General features: G+C 67.5%; 7 protein-coding genes (1 of these 7 cut by a window edge). 2 read left to right on the top strand and 5 right to left on the bottom strand.

What is annotated here, in order from left to right; translation table 11 throughout:
- Genes OH799_RS20545 through OH799_RS20525 form a run of 5 tightly spaced genes read right to left on the bottom strand, consistent with a single transcriptional unit; the run spans position 1 to position 3,396 of the window.
- Entirely contained in the window at positions 1-258 is a 258-nt protein-coding gene (locus tag OH799_RS20545; RefSeq protein ID WP_406266517.1) for a gas vesicle protein GvpG, read from the bottom strand.
- 3 nt (positions 259-261) lie between these two features.
- On the bottom strand, positions 262-1,062 hold the full coding sequence (locus OH799_RS20540; protein ID WP_406266515.1) for a GvpL/GvpF family gas vesicle protein: 801 nt from the start codon (positions 1,060-1,062) through the stop codon (positions 262-264).
- The gene (gene gvpJ, locus OH799_RS20535; RefSeq protein ID WP_406266512.1) at positions 1,059-1,466 is read right to left on the bottom strand and encodes a gas vesicle protein GvpJ; all 408 of its coding nucleotides are present in this window, start codon (positions 1,464-1,466) and stop codon (positions 1,059-1,061) included. The genes OH799_RS20540 and gvpJ overlap by 4 nt, the downstream gene beginning before the upstream one ends.
- Positions 1,463-2,689 carry an SRPBCC family protein gene (locus OH799_RS20530; protein ID WP_406266509.1) on the bottom strand — a complete coding sequence of 409 codons (1,227 nt, stop codon included), beginning with the start codon at positions 2,687-2,689 and terminating at the stop codon, positions 1,463-1,465. The genes gvpJ and OH799_RS20530 overlap by 4 nt, the downstream gene beginning before the upstream one ends.
- 5 nt (positions 2,690-2,694) lie before the next feature.
- The gene (locus OH799_RS20525; RefSeq protein ID WP_406266506.1) at positions 2,695-3,396 is read right to left on the bottom strand and encodes a hypothetical protein; all 702 of its coding nucleotides are present in this window, start codon (positions 3,394-3,396) and stop codon (positions 2,695-2,697) included.
- A 351-nt stretch (positions 3,397-3,747) separates the two neighbouring features.
- On the opposite strand from OH799_RS20525, the gene cobM reads away from it, so the two are divergent.
- Complete coding sequence (gene cobM, locus OH799_RS20520) at positions 3,748-4,497, top strand: precorrin-4 C(11)-methyltransferase (RefSeq protein WP_406266503.1); 750 nt, start codon at positions 3,748-3,750, stop codon at positions 4,495-4,497.
- A gap of 476 nt (positions 4,498-4,973) precedes the next feature.
- On the top strand, positions 4,974-19,589 hold the start of the coding sequence (locus tag OH799_RS20515; protein WP_406266500.1) for a non-ribosomal peptide synthase/polyketide synthase. Its footprint extends 23,109 nt past the window's final position; 14,616 of the gene's 37,725 nt are visible here — the first part of the coding sequence; its start codon is at positions 4,974-4,976; its stop codon lies beyond the right edge, outside the window.

The following is a 19,589-nucleotide window of genomic DNA, read 5'->3' as shown; positions in this document are numbered from 1 at the left end:
TCACTCCTTCCCTTCGGGCGGTACCGTGCCGACGGACGGCCGGACCATCCGGTCGAGGACCGCCTGCTGCGCGGCCGCGTGTTCCTCCTTCGAGAGGTGACCCGCTGCCATGGCCTGATCGATCTCCTCCAGTTCCCGCCGAACGATCGCCGGATCGTGGAGCTGCTGCTCGACCTGGTCCTGGATCACTTCACCCAGCCAGATCACGCCACGGACCGGGGCGAACGGCAACGAGAGGATCGAGGAAAGCAGACCCATGCGTCAGCCCGCCGGTTCCCGCTTCATCACGAAGTCGTAGGCCGCCATCGGGCCGAGCAGACTTATCTCCACGCGGCCGTCCCATTCCTCGGCGAGTCTTCCCAAAGCCTCCTCGAGTTCGCCCTGCCGAGACATTTCGATGAGGACCGCGACGTGGACGGCGTCTTCCTCATGGGTCGGGTTCCGCTCGCTGACAAGGGGTTCGAGTGCGTCGAGCGCGGCTGTGACCCGGTGGGTGTCCTCGGCCCGCTTGGCCTCGATCGCCTGGTTGATGATCTCGCCCAACACCATCCGGGCATCCCGGGTGGCGTCTTCGGGCTTGTCGTGGATTTCCTCCCGCAGCCGCGCCGCCTCGGAGTTCTCGTTCACCAACTCACGCAGGATCGCCTTCTCGACGTAGCGTCCCTTGATCACGAACTGCGCGCGACCCTCCAGTTCCTCCAACGCGGCATGGAACTCGTCGTAGTGAGCCTCGAGCAGTTCCTTCTCCACTGCGTCCGGGTCGGACATGACCGCTCCGAACCGGAGCGGCAGCACCGGGGTGACAGCCGCGGAACCGTCCAACAGTTTCGCGTGCGCCGTGAGGTCGTCGGGAGTGCCGAGTGGCCGATCGACCGAAATCTCGCTGACCAGCGCGGCGATCTCGCCGTGGCGCACCGTCGAGACGTCGCTCGGCGGATCTCCGACAGCGGGGGCGTGCTCTTCGGGCTGCACATCGGCCGGCACGATGCCATACACGTACACCCCGGCGGTCTGTCCGCGTTCGCGGTCCGGCGCCGCGGTGGCTTGCTGGGTGGGCATCATCTCTCCCTTCGCTTCGATGACCGGTTCGCCGTTTGGCGCTTGTCCTCCACGTCGTCGAGAAAGCTCATGACCTTCTCACCCGCGGCCTCGATAGCGCCTTTGGTCTTGTGTTTCGCGCCGCCTTCGGTGATGTCGCCGACCAGGTCGGGTAGGCCCTTCGGTTCGGTGTCGGAAATCTCCAGCCGGTTGACTGCCTCGGCGAACCGTAGGTAGGTGTCAACGCTGGCCACGACGACCCGGGCGTCGATGGTCACCAATTCGATGCCGACCAGCGACACCCGCGCGAACGCGTCGATGACCAATCCCTTGTCGAGAATCGTGTCGATGACTTCGGCTAGGCCCGAGGAGTTCGGGCGGGCCATAGTGCCGGCGCCCCCTCCACGGCTGGCGGGTTCGATTGTCATGTTCGTGCTCCTTGCTTGTCCCCCGATCGGGTTCTGGGTGTGGCGGTGCGCCGGGCCGCGGGTCGACGACGGGGCGACTCGGGCTCCCCCTCCTCGTCATCGGATTCCTCCTCTTCGGGGACTTCGTCCTCGAGTTCCTGGTCTTCGTCTTCCGTCCCCTCGCCTTCGGCGCTGTCCTGCTCCTCGCGACGGGCGCTCTCGTCGTCCTTGACGACTTTCTTGTCGTGGATCTCGCCGTGCCAGCCCTCGATGTCGTCCGGGTGCAGCAGGCTCTCGGTCATGACGTGGCGCTGGAAATGCTTCAGCTCCAAGCGGGCCCGGCGGCCGACTGCACGCCAGAGGTTGGCGGTCCTTTCGAACAATCCGCGGGGGTGATATTCGAGCACCATGATGACGCGGGTCAGATCGGGGGCGAGCTCATGGAAGGTCACCGCGCCGTCGATGTAGCCCTTGTCGCCCTTCGAGCGCCATACGATCCGCTCGAACGGCACCTGCTCGAGGATCGTGGACTGCCAGGTCCGTCGGGACCAGAACACCTTGCCTGTCCACTCGAGTTTTTCGTCGGCGACCTGTTCGACCTGCTCGACCTTCTTCATGAACTTCGGGAAGTCCGCGAACTGGGTCCACTGGTCGTAGGTGAGCCGGATCGGAGCGCCGATGTCGACCTGTTCGACGATGTTCGCCACCTTCAGCTTCTTGCCGCCGGAGCCCTTCCCCTTCCCGCCGACAAGTGATTCCTTGACACCTTGGAACGTTTCCTTGGCGGTGTGCTTGATCCCCTCCATTCCGGTGCTCATGGCCGCCCGCATCGGCGATTTACCCTCGGCGAGCTTCTCGATGCCGGTCACCGCCGACAGCAGATTCCCACCGTCGCCTTCCGCGTACTTGTTCAGGCGTTCGGCTGTACCGGACATGGTGTCCGAGAACCCGGCCAGCGCACGTCCGGCCAGGGTTCCCGCGAGGTCCTGCAGCGATTGCTGCAGGTGCCCGGTGGGGCTGACATCATGGACCTTTCGCTGAGCGCTTCCGGCCGCGCCGGTCGCGGCCTTCCCGACCCGGCCCGCGGTGTCGGCGGTGGTCTTCCCGACCCGGCCCGCGGTGTCGGCGGTGGTCTTCCCGACCCGGCCCGCGGTGTCGGTGGCGGTCTTGCCGACTCTGCCCACCGTGTCGGTCGCGGTCTTACCCACCTTGCCGGGAACGTCTTCGAGAGATTTCCGCACCATCGAATTCACCTCCTCGTACGCCGTACCGGCGCATGCTCGGCGGTGTCAGCGTCGGCGCGTACCCGGCGTCGGCCGGGCGTAGCCGACGCCCTGCCTTCGGAGCCGGACGCCTTGTCCGGTCCCCGTGAGCGGGACTCGCCGGCTCGGGTTCGCCCGGTGCGTGCCGCCGGCCGGGCACGGGCGGGCGCCCGGGTCTCCTGGTCGCCGTCGTCTTCGTCGGTCTCCTCGACGTCGATGTCCTCTTCCGGTTCGCCCTCTTCGTCCGGGTACTCGTCCTCCAGATCCTCCTCGTCGGATTCGCGTTCGTAGTCGTCGCCGGCGTAGTCGTCCTCGGAGGTTTCGTCGTATTCATCCTCGTCTCGGCCTGAGGTGAACTCTCGAGACTCTCCGGGTTCTTCGTCCGCTCCGGTTTCCGCGGCTCGTTGCTGCAGGCGGGCGTTCAACGAATCGATTCGGTTGCTCGCGGCGGTGACCGCCGCCGCCCGCGCCGCACCGAGCAATTCGGCGCGGACCGTTTCGGTGATCTTGGTCAGCTCCGGGGACGAGCGGATCAATGAGGTCCCTTGCTGCAGCAGCTCCTGCGGCCCTCCCGAAGACCGCCTGGCCAATACCGCGCCTCCCAGCGACAACGCCAGTCGCATCTTGCGCGTGCGGCCCAGGACGTAGCCAACTCCCACCCCCGCCGCTATTCGTGCTCCACCCTTCACGATGATCACTCCTTGCATGCTTTCGACTGCGACTCGCCGAACAGCGGGTTCATCAGTGGCACCACGTGCTGATAAATGCCGGGTAGACCACATCGGCCCCGGCAAACCTCCCGCGTCCTTATCTAGTCGCGGTATTTTCGCCGGTCGGCACCCCGAGTCATAGGCCACACACGGTCGCCCGCGGCGAACCGCGAACCAGCTGGCGACGTCACCGAGATCGTCGTCCGGTACACGAGTGCGGATCGGGCCGAGGAATTCGGGAGCACAACGGCATGCCTGGCGGGTTGGTGGTGCCGGTGTCCCGCGAGGTCATCGCACACGTCGAGGTGACGGCCTGAATACACTCACCGCATGACCGTGCATTTCATCGGCGCGGGGCCGGGCGCCGCGGACCTGCTGACCGTGCGAGCGGTCACTCTGTTGCGAAGCTCTCCGGTGTGCCTCTATGCGGGCACCTACCTCGACCCCGAGGTGCTGGCGCATTGTGCCCCGGACACGGAGCTGATCGACACCCAGCATCTGGACCTCGACCAGATCACCGGCCATCTGGTGCGCGCCACCCGATCAGGGAAGGACGTGGCCCGGTTGTGCTCGGGCGACCCATCGCTCTATTCGGCGCTCACCGAACAGACCCGCAGGCTCGCCGCGCACGGTGTCTCATGGGACGTCACGCCGGGTGTGCCCGCCTATGCCGCCGCGGCGGCGCTGCTCGGCGCCGAGCTGACCGTGCCCGAACTCGTGCAGTCTGTCGTGCTCACCCGCACCCAGGCCCGCTCGACCGCGATGCCCGATTCGGAAGCTTTGGCGAACTTCGCCGCCACCGGCGCCACCCTGGTCCTGCACCTGGCCATCACCAGCATCCGTGCGCTGGCCGGCGAGCTGGCCACCGATTACGGCCCCGACTGCCCGGTGGCCGTCGTGTACCGAGCCAGCCAGCCCGAACAGCGGATCCTGCGCGGCACTCTGATCGATATCGCCGACCAGGTCGAGGTTGCCGGATTGCGGCAAGCCGCGGTGATCTTGGTAGGGCGTGCGCTGAGGTCCACCGCGCACTGCGCCGAATCCCACCTCTACAACCCGGCCCGACTGCGCCACTTCTGACCCGGTGGTGCCCAGATGTCACGCCGAGGAACGGTGTGAGAACGACAACAGCTCATCATCGGACCGACGAAACCCACCCTGCCTGCGTTGATGCGTATCAGCTATAACGGTTGGTTGGTCGGGTACGCGCGGCGACGGTAGATTGATCCGGTGATCCGCAGTGACAGTCCCGGCACAGCCGGTCAGTGGCCGTTGGGCACGGTCGAGCCCATGTAACAAGGTTTGCCTAGTGGACAGATAGTTCAAACGAACATTTTTGCCTGATTGATGAGAACAGAACACCGGAGACGTAGGCGCCACGCTTGGATGGGTGGGCGCCCCGTCCGGGTGTTGGCGGGGAGCGCTTGCGTGGTGTTCCGGAAGCGAGGTTACGGTTGAACCGGCTGGATTTCGGCGGAAACGGTGAAACTGAGGGCGAACGGGCACCTGCGGGTTCTGGGGCAAAACCCGGCCTACTGCCGCCCGGTGCCTTTCCATTGTCTCCTGCCCAGCTGGGCATCTGGTACGCGCAGCATGTCGACCCGCGGGTTCCGATCAACATCGCGCAATACGTCGACCTGCATGGCGAGTTCGACATGGAGCTGTTCGACCGCGCCGTCTGCAACGTGTCCGAGGAGCTCGGTTCGGGCTTCCTGCGCATCGTCGAGCACGACGGTGAGCCGATGCAGTGGGTCGACCACAGCATCGCCGACGGCGGCATGGTCGAGTACGTCGATCTGCGCGGGGAGGACGACCCCGAGGCCGCTGCGCTCGCGTGGATGCGCGCCGAATACAGCCGACCCCTCGACCTGACCGCCGACCAGCTGATCGGGCTCGCCGCCCTGCAGCTGGCAGAGGACCACTGGTATTGGTACTCGCGGGCGCATCACATCGCCCTCGACGGCTTCGGCGCCATGACCAACATGAACCGGATCGCCGAGCTGTACACCGCGTACGTCAACGGCACCGAGCCGACGGCCGCCAAAGCGACCGACCTGTACACGCTCTACGAGCAAGAGATCGCCTACCGCTCCAGTACCCGCTTCGCCTCCGACAAGGAGTATTGGGCCGAGCGTGTCGCGGGGCTGGAGGAAGGCACCAGCCTGACCGGCCGCTCCGCGCCGCCCGCGGCGGTCAACGGCATCGCGAGCGCCGCGCTGTCGGACGAGCAGAACACGTTGCTGGAGGCGGCTGTCGCGCGGCACGATTCGTCGCCCGCGGGATTGCTGCTCGCGGGTTTCGCGGCGTATCTGGCGCAGTGGAACGGCGTCGAGGACGTCATCCTCAGCCTGCCGGTCACCGCGCGCACCACCGCGGCGATGCGCCGCTCCGGCGGTGTGTCGTCGAACATCGTGCCGCTGCGGCTGCAGGTCGGTCACGACACCACCGTGACCGAGCTGCTCAAGCAGGTCCAGGTCGAGGTGTCCGGCGCACTGCGTCACCAGCGCTACCGGCACGAGGACATCCGCCGCGACGCGGCGGGCGACGGCGTGGTGACCACAGAGTTCTTCGGGCCCTGGGTCAACATCATGCTGTTCCACGACCAGTTGGTGATGGGGCCGATGGTCGGGCAGCTGAGTGTCCTGTCCACCGGCAGCATCGAGGATCTGGGCGTCAACTTCTACCAGTCGGTCGCGGGCACCCGTTCGCACATCGACTTCGAGACCAACCCGAACCTGTACACCGAGGACGAGGCGCGCGCCCATCACGGCCGCTTCCTCGAGTTCTTCGATCGTTTCCTCGCCGCCGACGGGGACGCGGTGGTGTGGGGCCTCGAGGTCACCACCTCGGGTGAGCGCGAGCGGACACTGCTGGAGTGGAACGACTCCGAGCAGGAGGTTCCGGAGACCACGCTCGCGGCGCTGCTCGACGCGCAGATGCCGCTGACTCCGGACAACATCGCGCTCGACTTCGAAGGCGCGACGCTGACCTACGCGGAGTTGGATGCTCGGGTCAACCGGTTGGCTCGGTTCCTGATCGCCGACGGCGTCGGCCCGGAATCACTCGTCGCGCTGGGGATGCGCCGCTCGCTGGAGCTGGTGATCGGCATGCACGCCGTGTTGAAGGCCGGTGGCGCGTATGTGCCGATCGATCCGGATCATCCGGCCGACCGCACCGCCTACATACTCGACAGCGCCGCGCCGGTGTGCGTACTGACGCTGTCCTCGGACGCGCTGGAGCTGCCCGAGTCGGTACGCCGGGTGGAGATCGACACCCTCGACGTGTCGGCTTACGCCACGGACCCGATCACCGACGCCGAGCGGCTGACGCCGCTGCGCCCGGACAACACCGCCTACGTCATCTACACCTCGGGCTCGACCGGCCGCCCCAAGGGCGTCGCGGTCCCGCACCACGCGATCGTCAACCAACAGCTGTGGATGCTCGACGAGTACCGGCTGACCGCCGAGGACGTGTACCTGCAGAAGACCGCGACCACGTTCGACGTGTCGCTGTGGGGCTACTTCCTTCCGCTGATGGTGGGCGCCAAGCTGGTCATCGCGTCGCCGGATGGGCACCGTGACCCGTTGTACGTCGCGGAGATGATCGAACGGCACGGGGTTACCGTGACCGACTTCGTCCCTTCCATGCTCACGGTGTTCGTCGAGCACGTCACCGGGGCCCAATGTGCCACGCTGCGTGCGGTTTTCGTGATCGGTGAGGCGCTGCCGCCGGAGACCGCGACGAAATTCAGAGAGATCACCGCTGCGCCCGATGGTCGCTCCGCAGGCTCCGCTGCTGCGCCTGATGGTCGCTCCGCAGGCTCCGCTCCGGCCGGACTGCACAACCTCTACGGCCCCACCGAAGCCGCGGTCTCGGTGACCTACTGGGAGGTGACGGCCGCCGACACGGTGACCGTGCCGATCGGCATCCCGGAGTGGAATGTCCAGGTCTATGTGCTGGATTCGCGGCTGCGTCCGGCGGCGATCGGCGCGCCGGGCGAGCTGTATCTCGGCGGGCGCCAGCTGGCCCGGGGCTACCGCGGCCGACCTGACCTGACCTCGGACCGGTTCGTCGCGAACCCGCTGTCGCCGAACGGCGAGCGGATGTATCGCACCGGTGACCTGGTGCGCTGGAACGACACGGGAACCCTGGAATACATCGGCCGCACCGACTTCCAGGTGAAGTTCCGCGGCCAGCGCATCGAGCTCGGCGAGATCGAGACCGATCTGCTCGCCCATCCCGCGGTCAGCCAAGCGGTCGTGCTGGTCGTGGACACGGCCACCGGCCAGCAGCTGGTCGCCTACGTCGTCGCGGCGCCCGCCCGCACCGCGGACCCGGCGGAGCTGACCAGGTTCGCGGCGCAGAAGCTTCCGAGCTACATGGTGCCCGCGTCGATCATGGTGCTGGACGCCTTTCCGCTCAACACCAGTGGCAAGCTGGATCGCAAGGCTCTGCCCGAGCCGGTGTTCACCACGGACGCGTCCGGATTCCGTGCGCCGCGCACCCAGGCCGAGCAGATCGTGGCCGGCGTCTTCGCCGATGTGCTGAGCCAGGACCGGATCGGGATCGACGACAACTTCTTCGATCTCGGCGGCAACTCGCTGGTCGCGACCCAGGTGGTGGCGCGGATCGGCGCGGCCTTCGGCACCCAGATCGGGGTGCGCGCGCTGTTCGAGACACCGACCGTCGCGGGTATCGCCGTGCGCGCCGAGAAAGCCGCCGCGGCGGAGGGGCACGATGCCGTCGCGCCCCGGCCGCCGCTGGTCCCCCAGCAGCTCCCGGAGCGGGTGCCGCTGTCGCTGGCACAGCAGCGGATGTGGTTCATCAACAAGTTCGATCCGACCGCGCCGACCTACAACCTGCCGTTTGTGGTGCGATTGCGCGGCCAGGTCGATCTGGACGCATTGCAGGCCGCGTTGTTCGACGTGGTGGCGCGGCAGGAATCGCTGCGCACGATCTTCCCCGAGTCCGGCGACGGCGGGTACCAGCAGGTGCTGCCGGTCGATCAGGTGGACCTCGGTCTCACGGTGCGGACAATCGACACATCCGAATTGCACGGTGTGCTGGCGGAATTCGCGTCCACTGGGTTCGATGTGTCGTGGGAACTGCCGATCCGGGTACGGATCTTCGCGGTCACCGGTGGCCTCGGTAACGGCACCGCCGACTATGCGGTCGCCTTCGTGGTGCATCACATCGCGGCGGACGGTTTCTCCTTCGGCCCGCTGGCCCGCGACGTCGCCACCGCCTACCTGGCCCGCACCGCGGGCGAGGAGCCGAGCTGGGCGCCGCTGCCGGTGCAGTACCAGGACTTCAGTGTCTGGCAGCGCGAGCTGCTCGGCGCCGAATCCGACCCCGCCTCCATGGCTGCCCGCGAAATCGCGTACTGGCGGACAGCTCTGGCGGGTCTGCCAGATCAGCTGGATCTGCCCGCGGACCGTCCGCGTCCGCCGGTGCAGAGCTTCCACGGCAGCCGGGTGGGCTTCGAGATCGACGTCGAGCTGCACCAGCGCTTGGTCGCGCTCGCTCGCGCGCAGGGTGTCAGCCTGTTCATGGTCATGCACGCTTCGCTGGCCGTGTTGCTGGCCCGGCTGTCGGGCACCACCGATATCGCAATCGGCACGCCGGTCGCGGGCCGCGGCGAGCAGGCGCTAGATGATCTGATCGGCATGTTCGTCAACACCCTGGTGCTGCGCTCGGATGTGGACGGCGAGCAACCGTTCACCGAGCTGCTGGCCCGAACCCGGGAGACCGACCTGGCGGCCTTCGCCTACGCCGATGTGCCGTTCGAGCGGCTGGTCGAGGTGATCAACCCCACCCGCTCGCAGGCGCGGCATCCGCTGTTCCAGGTGATGTTGTCGTTCCAGGAGATGTCGCACGCGACCCTGGAGTTGCCGGGTCTGTCGGTGACCGCCGACGAACTAGATGTCGATATCGCCAAATTCGATCTGCAGTGGACGGTCACCGAGGAGCGCGGTGCGCACGGTGAGCCCGCGGGCATGGCGGCCGTGGTGTCCTTTGCCACCGACCTGTTCGATGCCGAGACCGTCATCGAATTCGGGCGCCGCTTCCTGCGGGTGCTCGAATCGGCGGTCGCCGCACCGGAGTCCATGGTGCACGACATCGACATCCTCGATGATGCGGAGCGTGCCCAGGTTCTCACCGGGTGGAACCAGACCGCGCGCGAGGTGCCCGCGGCCACGCTGGTGTCGATGTTCCAGGCGCAGGCCGCCCGGACCCCCGACGAGATCGCGCTGACTTTCGATAGGACAGGTCTGGCCCACCCGTCGCCCGACCACCACCCCTCATCGAGTCGCTACGCGACGCTGACTTATGCCGAATTCAGCACCCGGGTGAATCGCCTTGCGCGTCACCTGATCTCGCTCGGCGTCGGGCCGGAGTCGATGGTTGCGCTCGGCATGAGCCGATCCCTCGAGCTGGTGATCGGCATGTACGCGGTGAGCGTGGCCGGTGGTGCGTATGTGCCGTTGGATCCGGATCATCCGGCCGACCGCACCCGCTATGTGCTGGACACGGCTGACCCGGTGTGTGTGCTCACCACCTCTCGCGACGGCTTCGATGCGGGCGCGGTTCCCACGATCGACATCGATGAACTCGATCTGAGCGAATACGCCGAGGCCGTGGTGACCGACGCGGAACGTATCGCGCCGCTGCGGCCGTCGAATGCCGCGTACGTGATCTTCACCTCCGGTTCGACCGGTCGCCCCAAGGGTGTCGCTGTCTCGCATGCCGCGATCGTGAACCGCCTGGTGTGGATGCAGGCCGAATACGGCCTGCGAGCGGATGATGTGGTGCTGCAGAAGACCCCGGCCACCTTCGACGTGTCGGTATGGGAGTTCTTCTGGCCCTTGCAGATCGGTGCCCGGCTGGTCGTCACTCGGCCGGACGGGCACCGCGACCCGGGCTATCTGGTCGATGTCATTACCGAAGAACGGGTTACCACGGCGCATTTCGTGCCGTCGATGTTGTCGGTCTTCTTGGCCGAGGGCGGCGCGAGCGAGTGCCGCATCCTGCGCAATGTCTTCGCCTCGGGTGAGGCGCTGCCCGCCGCGGCCGCACAGCGGTTGCGGAAGCTGACCGGTGCCCGGCTGCACAACCTGTACGGTCCGACCGAGGCCGCGGTCGACGTGACATATCACGAGGTCGTCGACACCGACACCACGTCGGTGCCGATCGGCGCACCGGTATTCAACACCAAGGTGTATGTGCTGGATTCGCGTCTGCACCCGGTGCCGATGGGTGTCGCGGGTGAGCTGTATCTGGCGGGCGCGCAATTGGCCCGCGGTTACGTCGCGCGCCCGGACCTGACCAGCGACCGTTTCGTCGCGAACCCGTTCGACCCGGCTGGTTCCCGCATGTACCGCACCGGTGACTTGGTCACCTGGACCGCCGACGGTGAGCTGGAGTACCTGGGCCGCACCGACTTCCAGGTCAAACTGCGCGGTCTGCGCATCGAACTCGGCGAGATCGAGGCGGCCTTGACCGGCCTCCGGTCCATCGCCCAGGCAGTCGTGTTGGTGCGCTCGGACGACCGCCTCGGCGATCAGCTGGTCGCGTACGTCATTGCGGCCTGGGGCCGTTCGATCGATATCGAAAGCATCCGCGCCGAACTCGCAGGCGAACTGCCCGCCTATATGGTCCCGAGCGCCTTCGTCGTGCTCGACGAGTTCCCGCTCAACACCTCCGGCAAGCTGGACCGCAAAGCTCTGCCCGCACCGATCTTCGAGGTCAAGACCTTCCGTGCGCCCTCGACGCCGATCGAGGAGATCGTCGCGCAGATCTTCGGTGAGGTCCTCGGCATCACCCGCATCGGTGTCGACGACGACTTCTTCGAACTCGGCGGCAACTCCCTCAGTGCCACCCAGGTTGCTTCCCGGCTCGGCATCGCACTCGACACCCGGGTGCCGGTGCGCATGCTCTTCGACGCTTCCACCGTCGGCGCGCTGGCCGCTCGCGTGGAATCGCACGCCGGCGATGGTGCGCGCAAGGCGCTGGTGGCGCGCGAGCGCCCGGAGGAGGTACCGCTGTCGCTGGCCCAGCAGCGCATGTGGTTCCTCAACCGCTTCGACACCGGTTCCGCGCTGTACAACATCCCGATCGGCATCCGCCTTTCCGGTCAGCTGGACGTGGCGGCGCTCCAGGTCGCCATTATCGACGTGATCGACCGGCACGAGTCGCTGCGCACCGTCTTCCCGGAAACCAACAGCGGCCCGGTGCAAGTGGTGTTGGACGCCGCGCAGATCGTGCCGGACCTGACCCCTGTGCCGGTGACCGAGCACAACCTGATCGACCATGTGGTCGAGCTCGCCTCCATGGCGTTCGACGTGACCAGCGAAGTGCCGTTGCACGCACGGCTTTTCGAGATCAGTGAGTCCGAGTACGTGCTCGGTATGGTGGTGCACCACATCTCGGCCGACGGCTGGTCGATGGGTCCGCTGGCCCGCGACGTCATGGTGGCCTACGCCGCTCGCACATCGTGGGAGGCGCCCGCTTGGTCGGCGCTGCCGGTGCAGTACGCCGACTACGCGCTGTGGCAGCGCGAGGTGCTCGGCTCCGAGGACGATCCGAGTTCGCTGATCTCCACTCAGATCCGGTACTGGACGCGCGAACTCGCCGATCTCCCGGACGAGTTGGTGCTGCCGTCGGATCGGCCACGACCGGCCACCGCCTCGTACCGCGGCGGTACCTACCCGTTCGTGATCTCCGGCGAGACCCAGCGAGCACTGGTCGAGCTGGGGCGCGGGCACAACGCATCGCTGTTCATGGTGCTGCACAGCGCGCTCGCGGTGCTGCTGGCCAGGGCAAGCGGGACTAGTGACATCGCCATCGGCACTCCCGTCGCCGGCCGCGGCGAGGCCGCGCTGGACGACCTGATCGGCATGTTCGTCAACACTCTCGTGCTGCGCACCCGGGTGGATGGCGCGTCCAGCTTCGCCGACCTGCTCGCCACCGCGCGCGAGGCCGACCTGCACGCGTTCGCGCACGCGGATGTGCCGTTCGAGCGGCTGGTCGAGGTGCTCAACCCGGCCCGCTCGCAGGCCAGGCATCCGTTGTTCCAGGTGATGCTGACCTTCCAGAACACCAGGCAGGCCAGCCTGGAGCTGCCCGGTCTCTCGGTCAACGGCGTCGACTACGACGCCCGGCTCGCCAAGTTCGATCTGCAGCTGACGCTCTCGGAGACCGAGGACGAACAGGGTGACGCGGCAGGTATGTCGGCCGAGTTCTCCTACGCTCTCGACCTGTTCGACGAAGCGACGGTCGCCATGTTCGCCCGGCGTCTGGACCGGATTTTGGCGGCTGTGACTGCTGATCCGAGTGTGCCGGTCGGCGATATCGACGTGCTCGCGCCGGAGGAACGCGCGCGGGTGCTGGCCGGTTGGAACGATACTGCGCGTCCGTTGCCTGTGGGGACGTTGGTGTCGTTGTTCGATGCGCAGGTCGCGGCGACGCCGGATGCGGTGGCGTTGGTGTTCGAGGACGAGCGGTTGACTTACCGTGAGTTGCAGGGGCGGGTCAATCGGATCGCCAGGCAGTTGATCGGTGCGGGTGTCGGGCCGGGAACGGTGGTCGCGTTGGCGATGCGGCGTTCGATGGAACTCGTGGTCGCGATGTACGCGGTGGTGCAGACGGGTGCGGCTTATGTTCCGTTGGATCCGGATCAGCCCGCTGAACGGATCAACGACATCGTCGAGACCGCGCGGCCGCGGATGGTTTTGTCTGGCTCGGCCGACGGGTTCGGTCTGGACCTGTCACCGCGGGTGAGCGTGTTGTCGGTCGAGGGTATCGAAGCGACACCCGGGTTCGCTGCCTCCAGTGGTGCGCCCATCACCGACAGCGAACGCACGCGACCGCTGCTGGCGGCGAACACGGCGTATGTGATCTTCACCTCCGGGTCGACTGGTCGGCCGAAGGGTGTGGCGGTCAGTCATGCCGCGATCGTCAACCGTTTGGTGTGGATGCAGCATGAGTATCCGATCGGCCCGCAGGACGCGGTACTGCAGAAGACCCCTGCCACATTCGATGTGTCGGTGTGGGAGTTCTTCTGGCCGTTGCAGACCGGTGCCCGGCTGGTTGTCGCGCGCCCGGACGGGCATCGTGACCCGATGTATCTGTTGCGGGTGATCGCCGAACACGGGATTACGACAGCGCATTTCGTGCCGTCGATGTTGTCGGTGTTCGTTTCGGTGCTGGGCAACGAGAGTGGCGCCGGCCTGCCCGCGCCGCGTCTGCGGCAGGTATTCGCCTCTGGTGAGGCATTGCCGGCGGTGACCGCGCGGCGGTTGCGTGAGTTGACCGGTGCCCGTCTACACAACTTGTACGGTCCGACCGAGGCCGCGGTCGACGTCACCTTCCACGAGGTAACCGACACCGACACGGTGTCGGTGCCGATCGGTGCTCCGGTGTTCAACACGCGGGTGTATGTGCTGGATGCACGGTTGCACCCGGTACCGGTGGGTGTCGCGGGTGAGTTGTATCTCGCGGGCGTGCAGCTGGCGCAGGGCTATGCCGCTCGCCCCGATCTGACCAGCGAGCGTTTCGTGGCGAATCCGTTCGGTGATACCGAACGGATGTACCGTACCGGCGACCTGGTCGCCTGGACCGACGGTGGCGAGCTGGAGTATCTGGGCCGCACCGACTTCCAGGTGAAGTTGCGTGGTCTGCGTATCGAGCTGGGCGAGATCGAGTCGGCATTGACGGGACTGGACTCGGTAGCGCAAGCGGTGGTGGTGGTGCGTTCGGATGACCGCCTGGGTGATCAGCTGGTCGCTTACCTGGTCGCGGAATCCGACCGTGTGGTCGATACCGAGTCGGTGAAGACCGCGCTGAGTGAGCGGTTGCCCGCCTACATGGTGCCGTCGGCTTTCCTGGTGCTCGATGAGTTCCCACTCAACGTGTCCGGCAAGCTGGATCGTAAGGCGTTGCCCGCTCCGACATTCGAAGCCAAAGTGTTTCGCGCACCCGCCACCCCGGTACAGGAAATCGTGGCCGAAACCTTCGCCGAGGTACTGGGTGTCGAACGCGTCGGCTTGGATGACGACTTCTTCGAACTCGGCGGCAACTCGCTGATCGCGACCCAGGTGGCGGCCAGGCTCGGCGAGGCGCTGGACACCCAGGTACCGGTGCGCGCCTTGTTCGAGGCCGCCACCGTCGACGCGCTGGCGGCGAAGGTGGAATCCGCCGTGGGACAGGGCGGGCGAGCGCCACTGGTTCCGCAGGAGCGCCCCGATCTGGTGCCGCTGTCATTCGCCCAGCAGCGGATGTGGTTCCTCAACCGGTTCGACAACCGCACCGCGGTGAACAACATCCCGGTCGCCATTCGGCTGACCGGTGACCTCGATGTGGCCGCGCTCAGGGCGGCGATCGGCGACGTGCTCGCGCGGCACGAGGCGCTGCGCAGCGTCTATCCCGAGGTGGAGGGCACCGGCTACCAGCGTGTCCTGCCCGCCGCGGCGGCGGTCGAGCTGGTCACCGAACCGGTCGCCGCCGACGCGCTGCTCGCGCGGATCGTCGAGCTCGCGAGTGTCCACTTCGACGTGACCGCCGAGATCCCGTTCCGGGCTGATCTGCTCGAGGTGTCGCAGACCGACCACGTCGTGGTGCTGGTCATGCACCACATCAGCGCGGACGGCTTCTCGCTGCGCCCGCTGCTGCGCGATGTGGTGCTCGCCTACACCGAGCGCACCCGCGGCGAGGTTCCCTCGTGGACCTCGCTCGAGGTGCAGTACGCCGACTACGCGCTGTGGCAGCGCGACGTACTCGGCGCCGAAGACGACGCGGAATCGGTCGCGGCACAGCAGATCGGGTACTGGACCGAGCAGCTGCGCGACCTGCCCGACCAGATCGAGCTGCCCGCCGACCGCCCCCGCCCGATGGTCGCCTCCAATGCCGGTGGCACACACAACTTCTCGGTCGACGCCGCATTGCACGGCGCGCTGGCCGAGCTTGCTCGCGCACGCGGTGTGACGCTGTTCATGGTCGTGCACGCCGCGCTCGCCGCCTGGGCGGGGCGGCTGTCCAACAGCACCGACATCGCGATCGGCACGCCGATCGCCGGCCGTGGCGAACGCGCGCTCGACGACGTCGTCGGTATGTTCGTCAACACGCTGGTGCTGCGCAGCGAGGTCGACCCCGCCGCCCCCTTCGGCGCGCTGCTGGAACAGGTGCGTCGCACCGACCTCGCCGCTTTCGCCAACGCCGACGTGCCGTTCGAGCGGCTGGTGGACGTGATCAGCCCGACACGCTCGCAGGCACATCATCCGCTGTTCCAGGTCGCGCTGACCTTCGAGGCCACCTCGGCGTCCGACATCGGCACCGTCGCGATGCCTGGCCTGGACCTCGAAGTCGTCGAATTCGATTCGGGCACAGCCAAGTTCGACGTCCAGCTGACTGTCGGCGAGACCACCGACGGTGGGCTGTCGCTGTCGTGGAACTACGCCACCGAACTGTTCGACGCGGAAACGGTGGGCTGCTTCGCCGACCGTTTCGTGCGGATCCTGCGCGGCGTCGCCGACGATCCGGAGATCGCTATCGGCGACATCGATCTGCTCGGCGAAACCGAGCGCCTGGACGTCTCGCAGCGCTGGGTGTCCTCCGGCGCCGTCGAGGTCGACACGGGTATGTTCGCCGATCGGGACACCACGCTGGTGGCACTGTTCGACGCGGCGGCCGTCTCGTACCCGGACCGTATCGCGGCCCGGTTCGGTGTGGAGGAACTGACCTACGCCGAGTTGGACCAACGCGCGAATGTCCTGGCGCGCAGGCTGATCAAGGACGGTGCCGGACCGGAGTCGCTGGTCGCGGTGATTCTGCCGCGCTCGCTGGACCTGGTGGTCGCGCTGCTGGCCGTGGTGAAGACCGGCGCCGGATACGTGCCGGTCGATCCGACCTACCCGGCCGACCGCATCGCCTATGTGCTCGGGGATTCGCAACCGACCAGCGTGATCCTCGATTCCACGGTCCAGGTGACCGTGACCGTTCCGGCGCACCTGCCTACCGTCGTGCTGGATGGCTTCGCGGTGGAAACCGGCAACGTCGAGGATGCCGAGGACGCGCCGATCACGGACGCCGACCGGCGCGCCGCACTCATGCCGGACCATGTCGCGTACGTGATCTACACCTCCGGCTCGACCGGCCGCCCGAAGGGCGTCGCGGTCGCGCACCGGAACGTGGTGCGGCTGTTCGCGAACACCGACCGCGACTTCGGATTCGGACCCGACGATGTGTGGACGCTGTTCCACAGCTATGCCTTCGACTTCTCGGTGTGGGAGCTGTGGGGTCCACTGCTGTTCGGCGGCACCCTGGTGGTGGTCGACTACTACACTTCGCGCTCGCCTGAGCACTTTTTGGAACTGCTGCGCGTCGAACAGGTCACGGTGCTCAACCAGACCCCATCCGCGTTCTACCAGTTGGCGGAGGCGGACCGGAATGCCGCGCCCGACGCCGCGCCGCTGGCGCTGCGCTACGTGGTGTTCGGCGGCGAGGCCCTGGAGCTGCGCAGGCTGTCGGATTGGGTCGCGCGCCACGGTGCCGGATCCGTCGGCCGCTCCGCAGGCTCCGCGGCTGAGGCGCCGGTGCTGGTCAATATGTACGGCATCACGGAGACCACGGTGCACGTGTCCTATCGTGCGCTGGACGCCGCGACCATCGCGGCCGCCTCGGGCAGCGTGGTCGGCCGCGCCATCGCCGGTCTGCGGGTGTACGTGCTGGACAGCAGGCTGCGGCCGGTCCCGGTCGGCGTCGCGGGCGAAATATACGTGGCTGGACCACAATTGGCCCGCGGCTACCTGGGCCGCCCCGATCTGTCGGCCACCCGCTTCGTGGCTGACCCGTTGACGGCCGTGGCGGGCTCGCGGCTCTACCGCTCCGGCGACCTCGCGCGCTGGAACCGTTTCGGCGAGCTGGAGTACCTGGGTCGGGCCGACGACCAGGTCAAGGTGCGTGGTTTCCGCATCGAGCTCGGCGAGATCGAGTCGGCGATCCTCGCTCAGCCCGGTGTCGCCCAGGCCGCGGTCATCGTGCGTGAGGACCAACCCGGTGTTCAGCGGATCGTGGCCTACGTGGTCGCCGAACCCGGCGTAGAGCCGGTGCTCGACGAAGTCCGCGACGGCGCCGCCGAGGAGCTGCCGTCCTACATGGTGCCCTCGGCCATGGTGCGGCTGGAATGGATCCCGCTGACGGTCAATGGAAAGCTGGACCGCCGTGCGCTGCCCGCGCCCGCGGCACAGACTCGTTCGTTCCGCGCACCGGTCAACCCGGTGCAGGAGACCGTAGCGGAGGTGTTCGCCGAAGTGCTCGGCCTGGAGCGGGTCGGCCTCGATGACTCGTTCTTCGCGCTCGGCGGCGACAGCATCGTCTCCATCCAGCTGGTCTCGCGTGCCAAGGCGCGCGGCGTAGTGTTCACGCCGCGGGATGTCTTCGAGCAGCGCACGGTCGCGGGCCTGGCCGCGGTCGCCGCAACCGCCGAGGCGGCCGAGACTTCGGCCGCGACGCTCGCCGAACTGCCCGGTGGCGGGGTCGGCACGATGCCGTTGACGCCGGTGGTGCGGTTCATGGCGGAGCGGCGCGGTGCGTTCCGTCGGTACAACCAGACCTTCGCGCTGGAATTACCGGCCGGCATCGACCGCGCGGGCATCGCCGCGACGGTCGGCGCGGTCATCGACCGGCACGACATGTTGCGGGCGAGCCTGTACCGCGACGGCGGTGACTGGGTCGTAGAAACCGCCGCACCAGGCACGGTCGAGGTGGACACGCTGATCGACCGTACCGAGTTCGACGCGGGCATCGCGGACACCGAGCTGGTCGAGATCGCCTCGGCCGCACTGGATGCGTCGCTGGACCGGCTCGACCCGGCTGCGGGTGTGGTGATCCGGTTCGTCTGGCTCGACCCCTCCTCCGCCGACCGCGCCGGACGACTGATCGTCGTCGCGCACCATCTCGTGGTGGACGGCGTCTCGTGGCGCATTCTGGTGCCGGACTTCGTCACGGCCTGGGGCCAGCGCACCGCGGGCCAGGCGCCCGAGCTGGTCGCACCGGCCACGTCGATGCGCGCCTGGGCGCACGCGCTGGAACGCGCGGCGCACAGCACCGAGCGGGTGGCCGAACTCGACTACTGGCGTTCGGTGGTCGCCGCGGCAGATCCGCTGCTGACCGAGCGTCCGATGGACCCGGCGGTCGACACCTCCGGCGTCATCGAGAAGCTTCGGGTCGAGGTGTCCGCCGAGGTCACGAAGGCCCTGCTCACCACGGTTCCCGCGCTGTTCCATGGCGGCGTGAACGACGGTCTGCTCACCGCGCTCGCGCTCGCGACCGCGAAGTGGCGGGTGCGCCGGGCGGGTACTCGCGGCGACGATTCGCTGCTGATCCGCCTCGAGGGCCACGGCCGCGAAGAGGACGTCGTGCCCGGTGCAGACCTGTCGCGCACCGTCGGCTGGTTCACCGCGATCTTCCCGGTCCGCTTCGACCTGTCCGGCATCGACATCGATGCCGCTTTGGCGGGCGGCCCCGCGCTCGGCAAGGTGGTCAAGGCGGTCAAGGAGCAGCTGCTCGCGGTGCCGGACAAGGGTCTCGGCTATGGTCTGCTGCGCTACTTGAACGCCGAGACCGCGCCCGAGCTGCCGCGCGAGCTGCCCGGCCAGGTGAGCTTCAACTACCTCGGCCGCGTCTCGGAGGGCGACGTGCCGAAGTCGCTGCGCGGATTCGGCTGGATTCCCGCGCTGGAACTCGGCGAGCTGGGCAACGGCTACGACGCAGACATGCCCGCGATCGCGCCGCTGGACGTGAACGCGATCGTGGTCGGCGACAAGCTGACCGCGCACATCGGCTACCCCTCGACTCTGCTGACCGCCACGGACGTGCGCGAATTCGGTGAGCTGTGGACCACCGCGTTGGAAGCGGTTGCCACACATGCCAATTCGCCTGGTGCAGGTGGGCACACTCCGTCGGACTTCGCGCTCGTACGCAGCGGATCGGGGCGGGGGATAACGCAGCGCGACATCGACGGCTGGGAAGAGCGTTTCCCCGCGCTGGTCGACGTGTGGCCGCTCTCGGCGCTGCAGGCGGGTCTGCTCTTCCATGCCCGTCTCGCCGCGAGCTCGGTGGATGTGTACACCGCCCAGACGGTGCTGACGCTCACCGGAAGAGTAGACGCGGCCCGG

This window comes from Nocardia sp. NBC_00881 (genome assembly GCF_045207455.1).
Lineage (GTDB): Bacteria > Actinomycetota > Actinomycetes > Mycobacteriales > Mycobacteriaceae > Nocardia.
This window is presented reverse-complemented; position numbering and strand designations above follow the sequence as displayed.

What these genes read in the sequence shown, in the direction of transcription:
- gvpJ (WP_406266512.1), bottom strand. Translation starts at nt 1,466, where the DNA reads ATGACAATCGAACCCGCCAGCCGTGGAGGGGGCGCCGGCACTATGGCC.
- cobM (WP_406266503.1), top strand. Translation starts at nt 3,748, where the DNA reads ATGACCGTGCATTTCATCGGCGCGGGGCCGGGCGCCGCGGACCTGCTG.
- OH799_RS20540 (WP_406266515.1), bottom strand. Translation starts at nt 1,062, where the DNA reads ATGATGCCCACCCAGCAAGCCACCGCGGCGCCGGACCGCGAACGCGGA.
- OH799_RS20545 (WP_406266517.1), bottom strand. Translation starts at nt 258, where the DNA reads ATGGGTCTGCTTTCCTCGATCCTCTCGTTGCCGTTCGCCCCGGTCCGT.
- OH799_RS20530 (WP_406266509.1), bottom strand. Translation starts at nt 2,689, where the DNA reads ATGGTGCGGAAATCTCTCGAAGACGTTCCCGGCAAGGTGGGTAAGACC.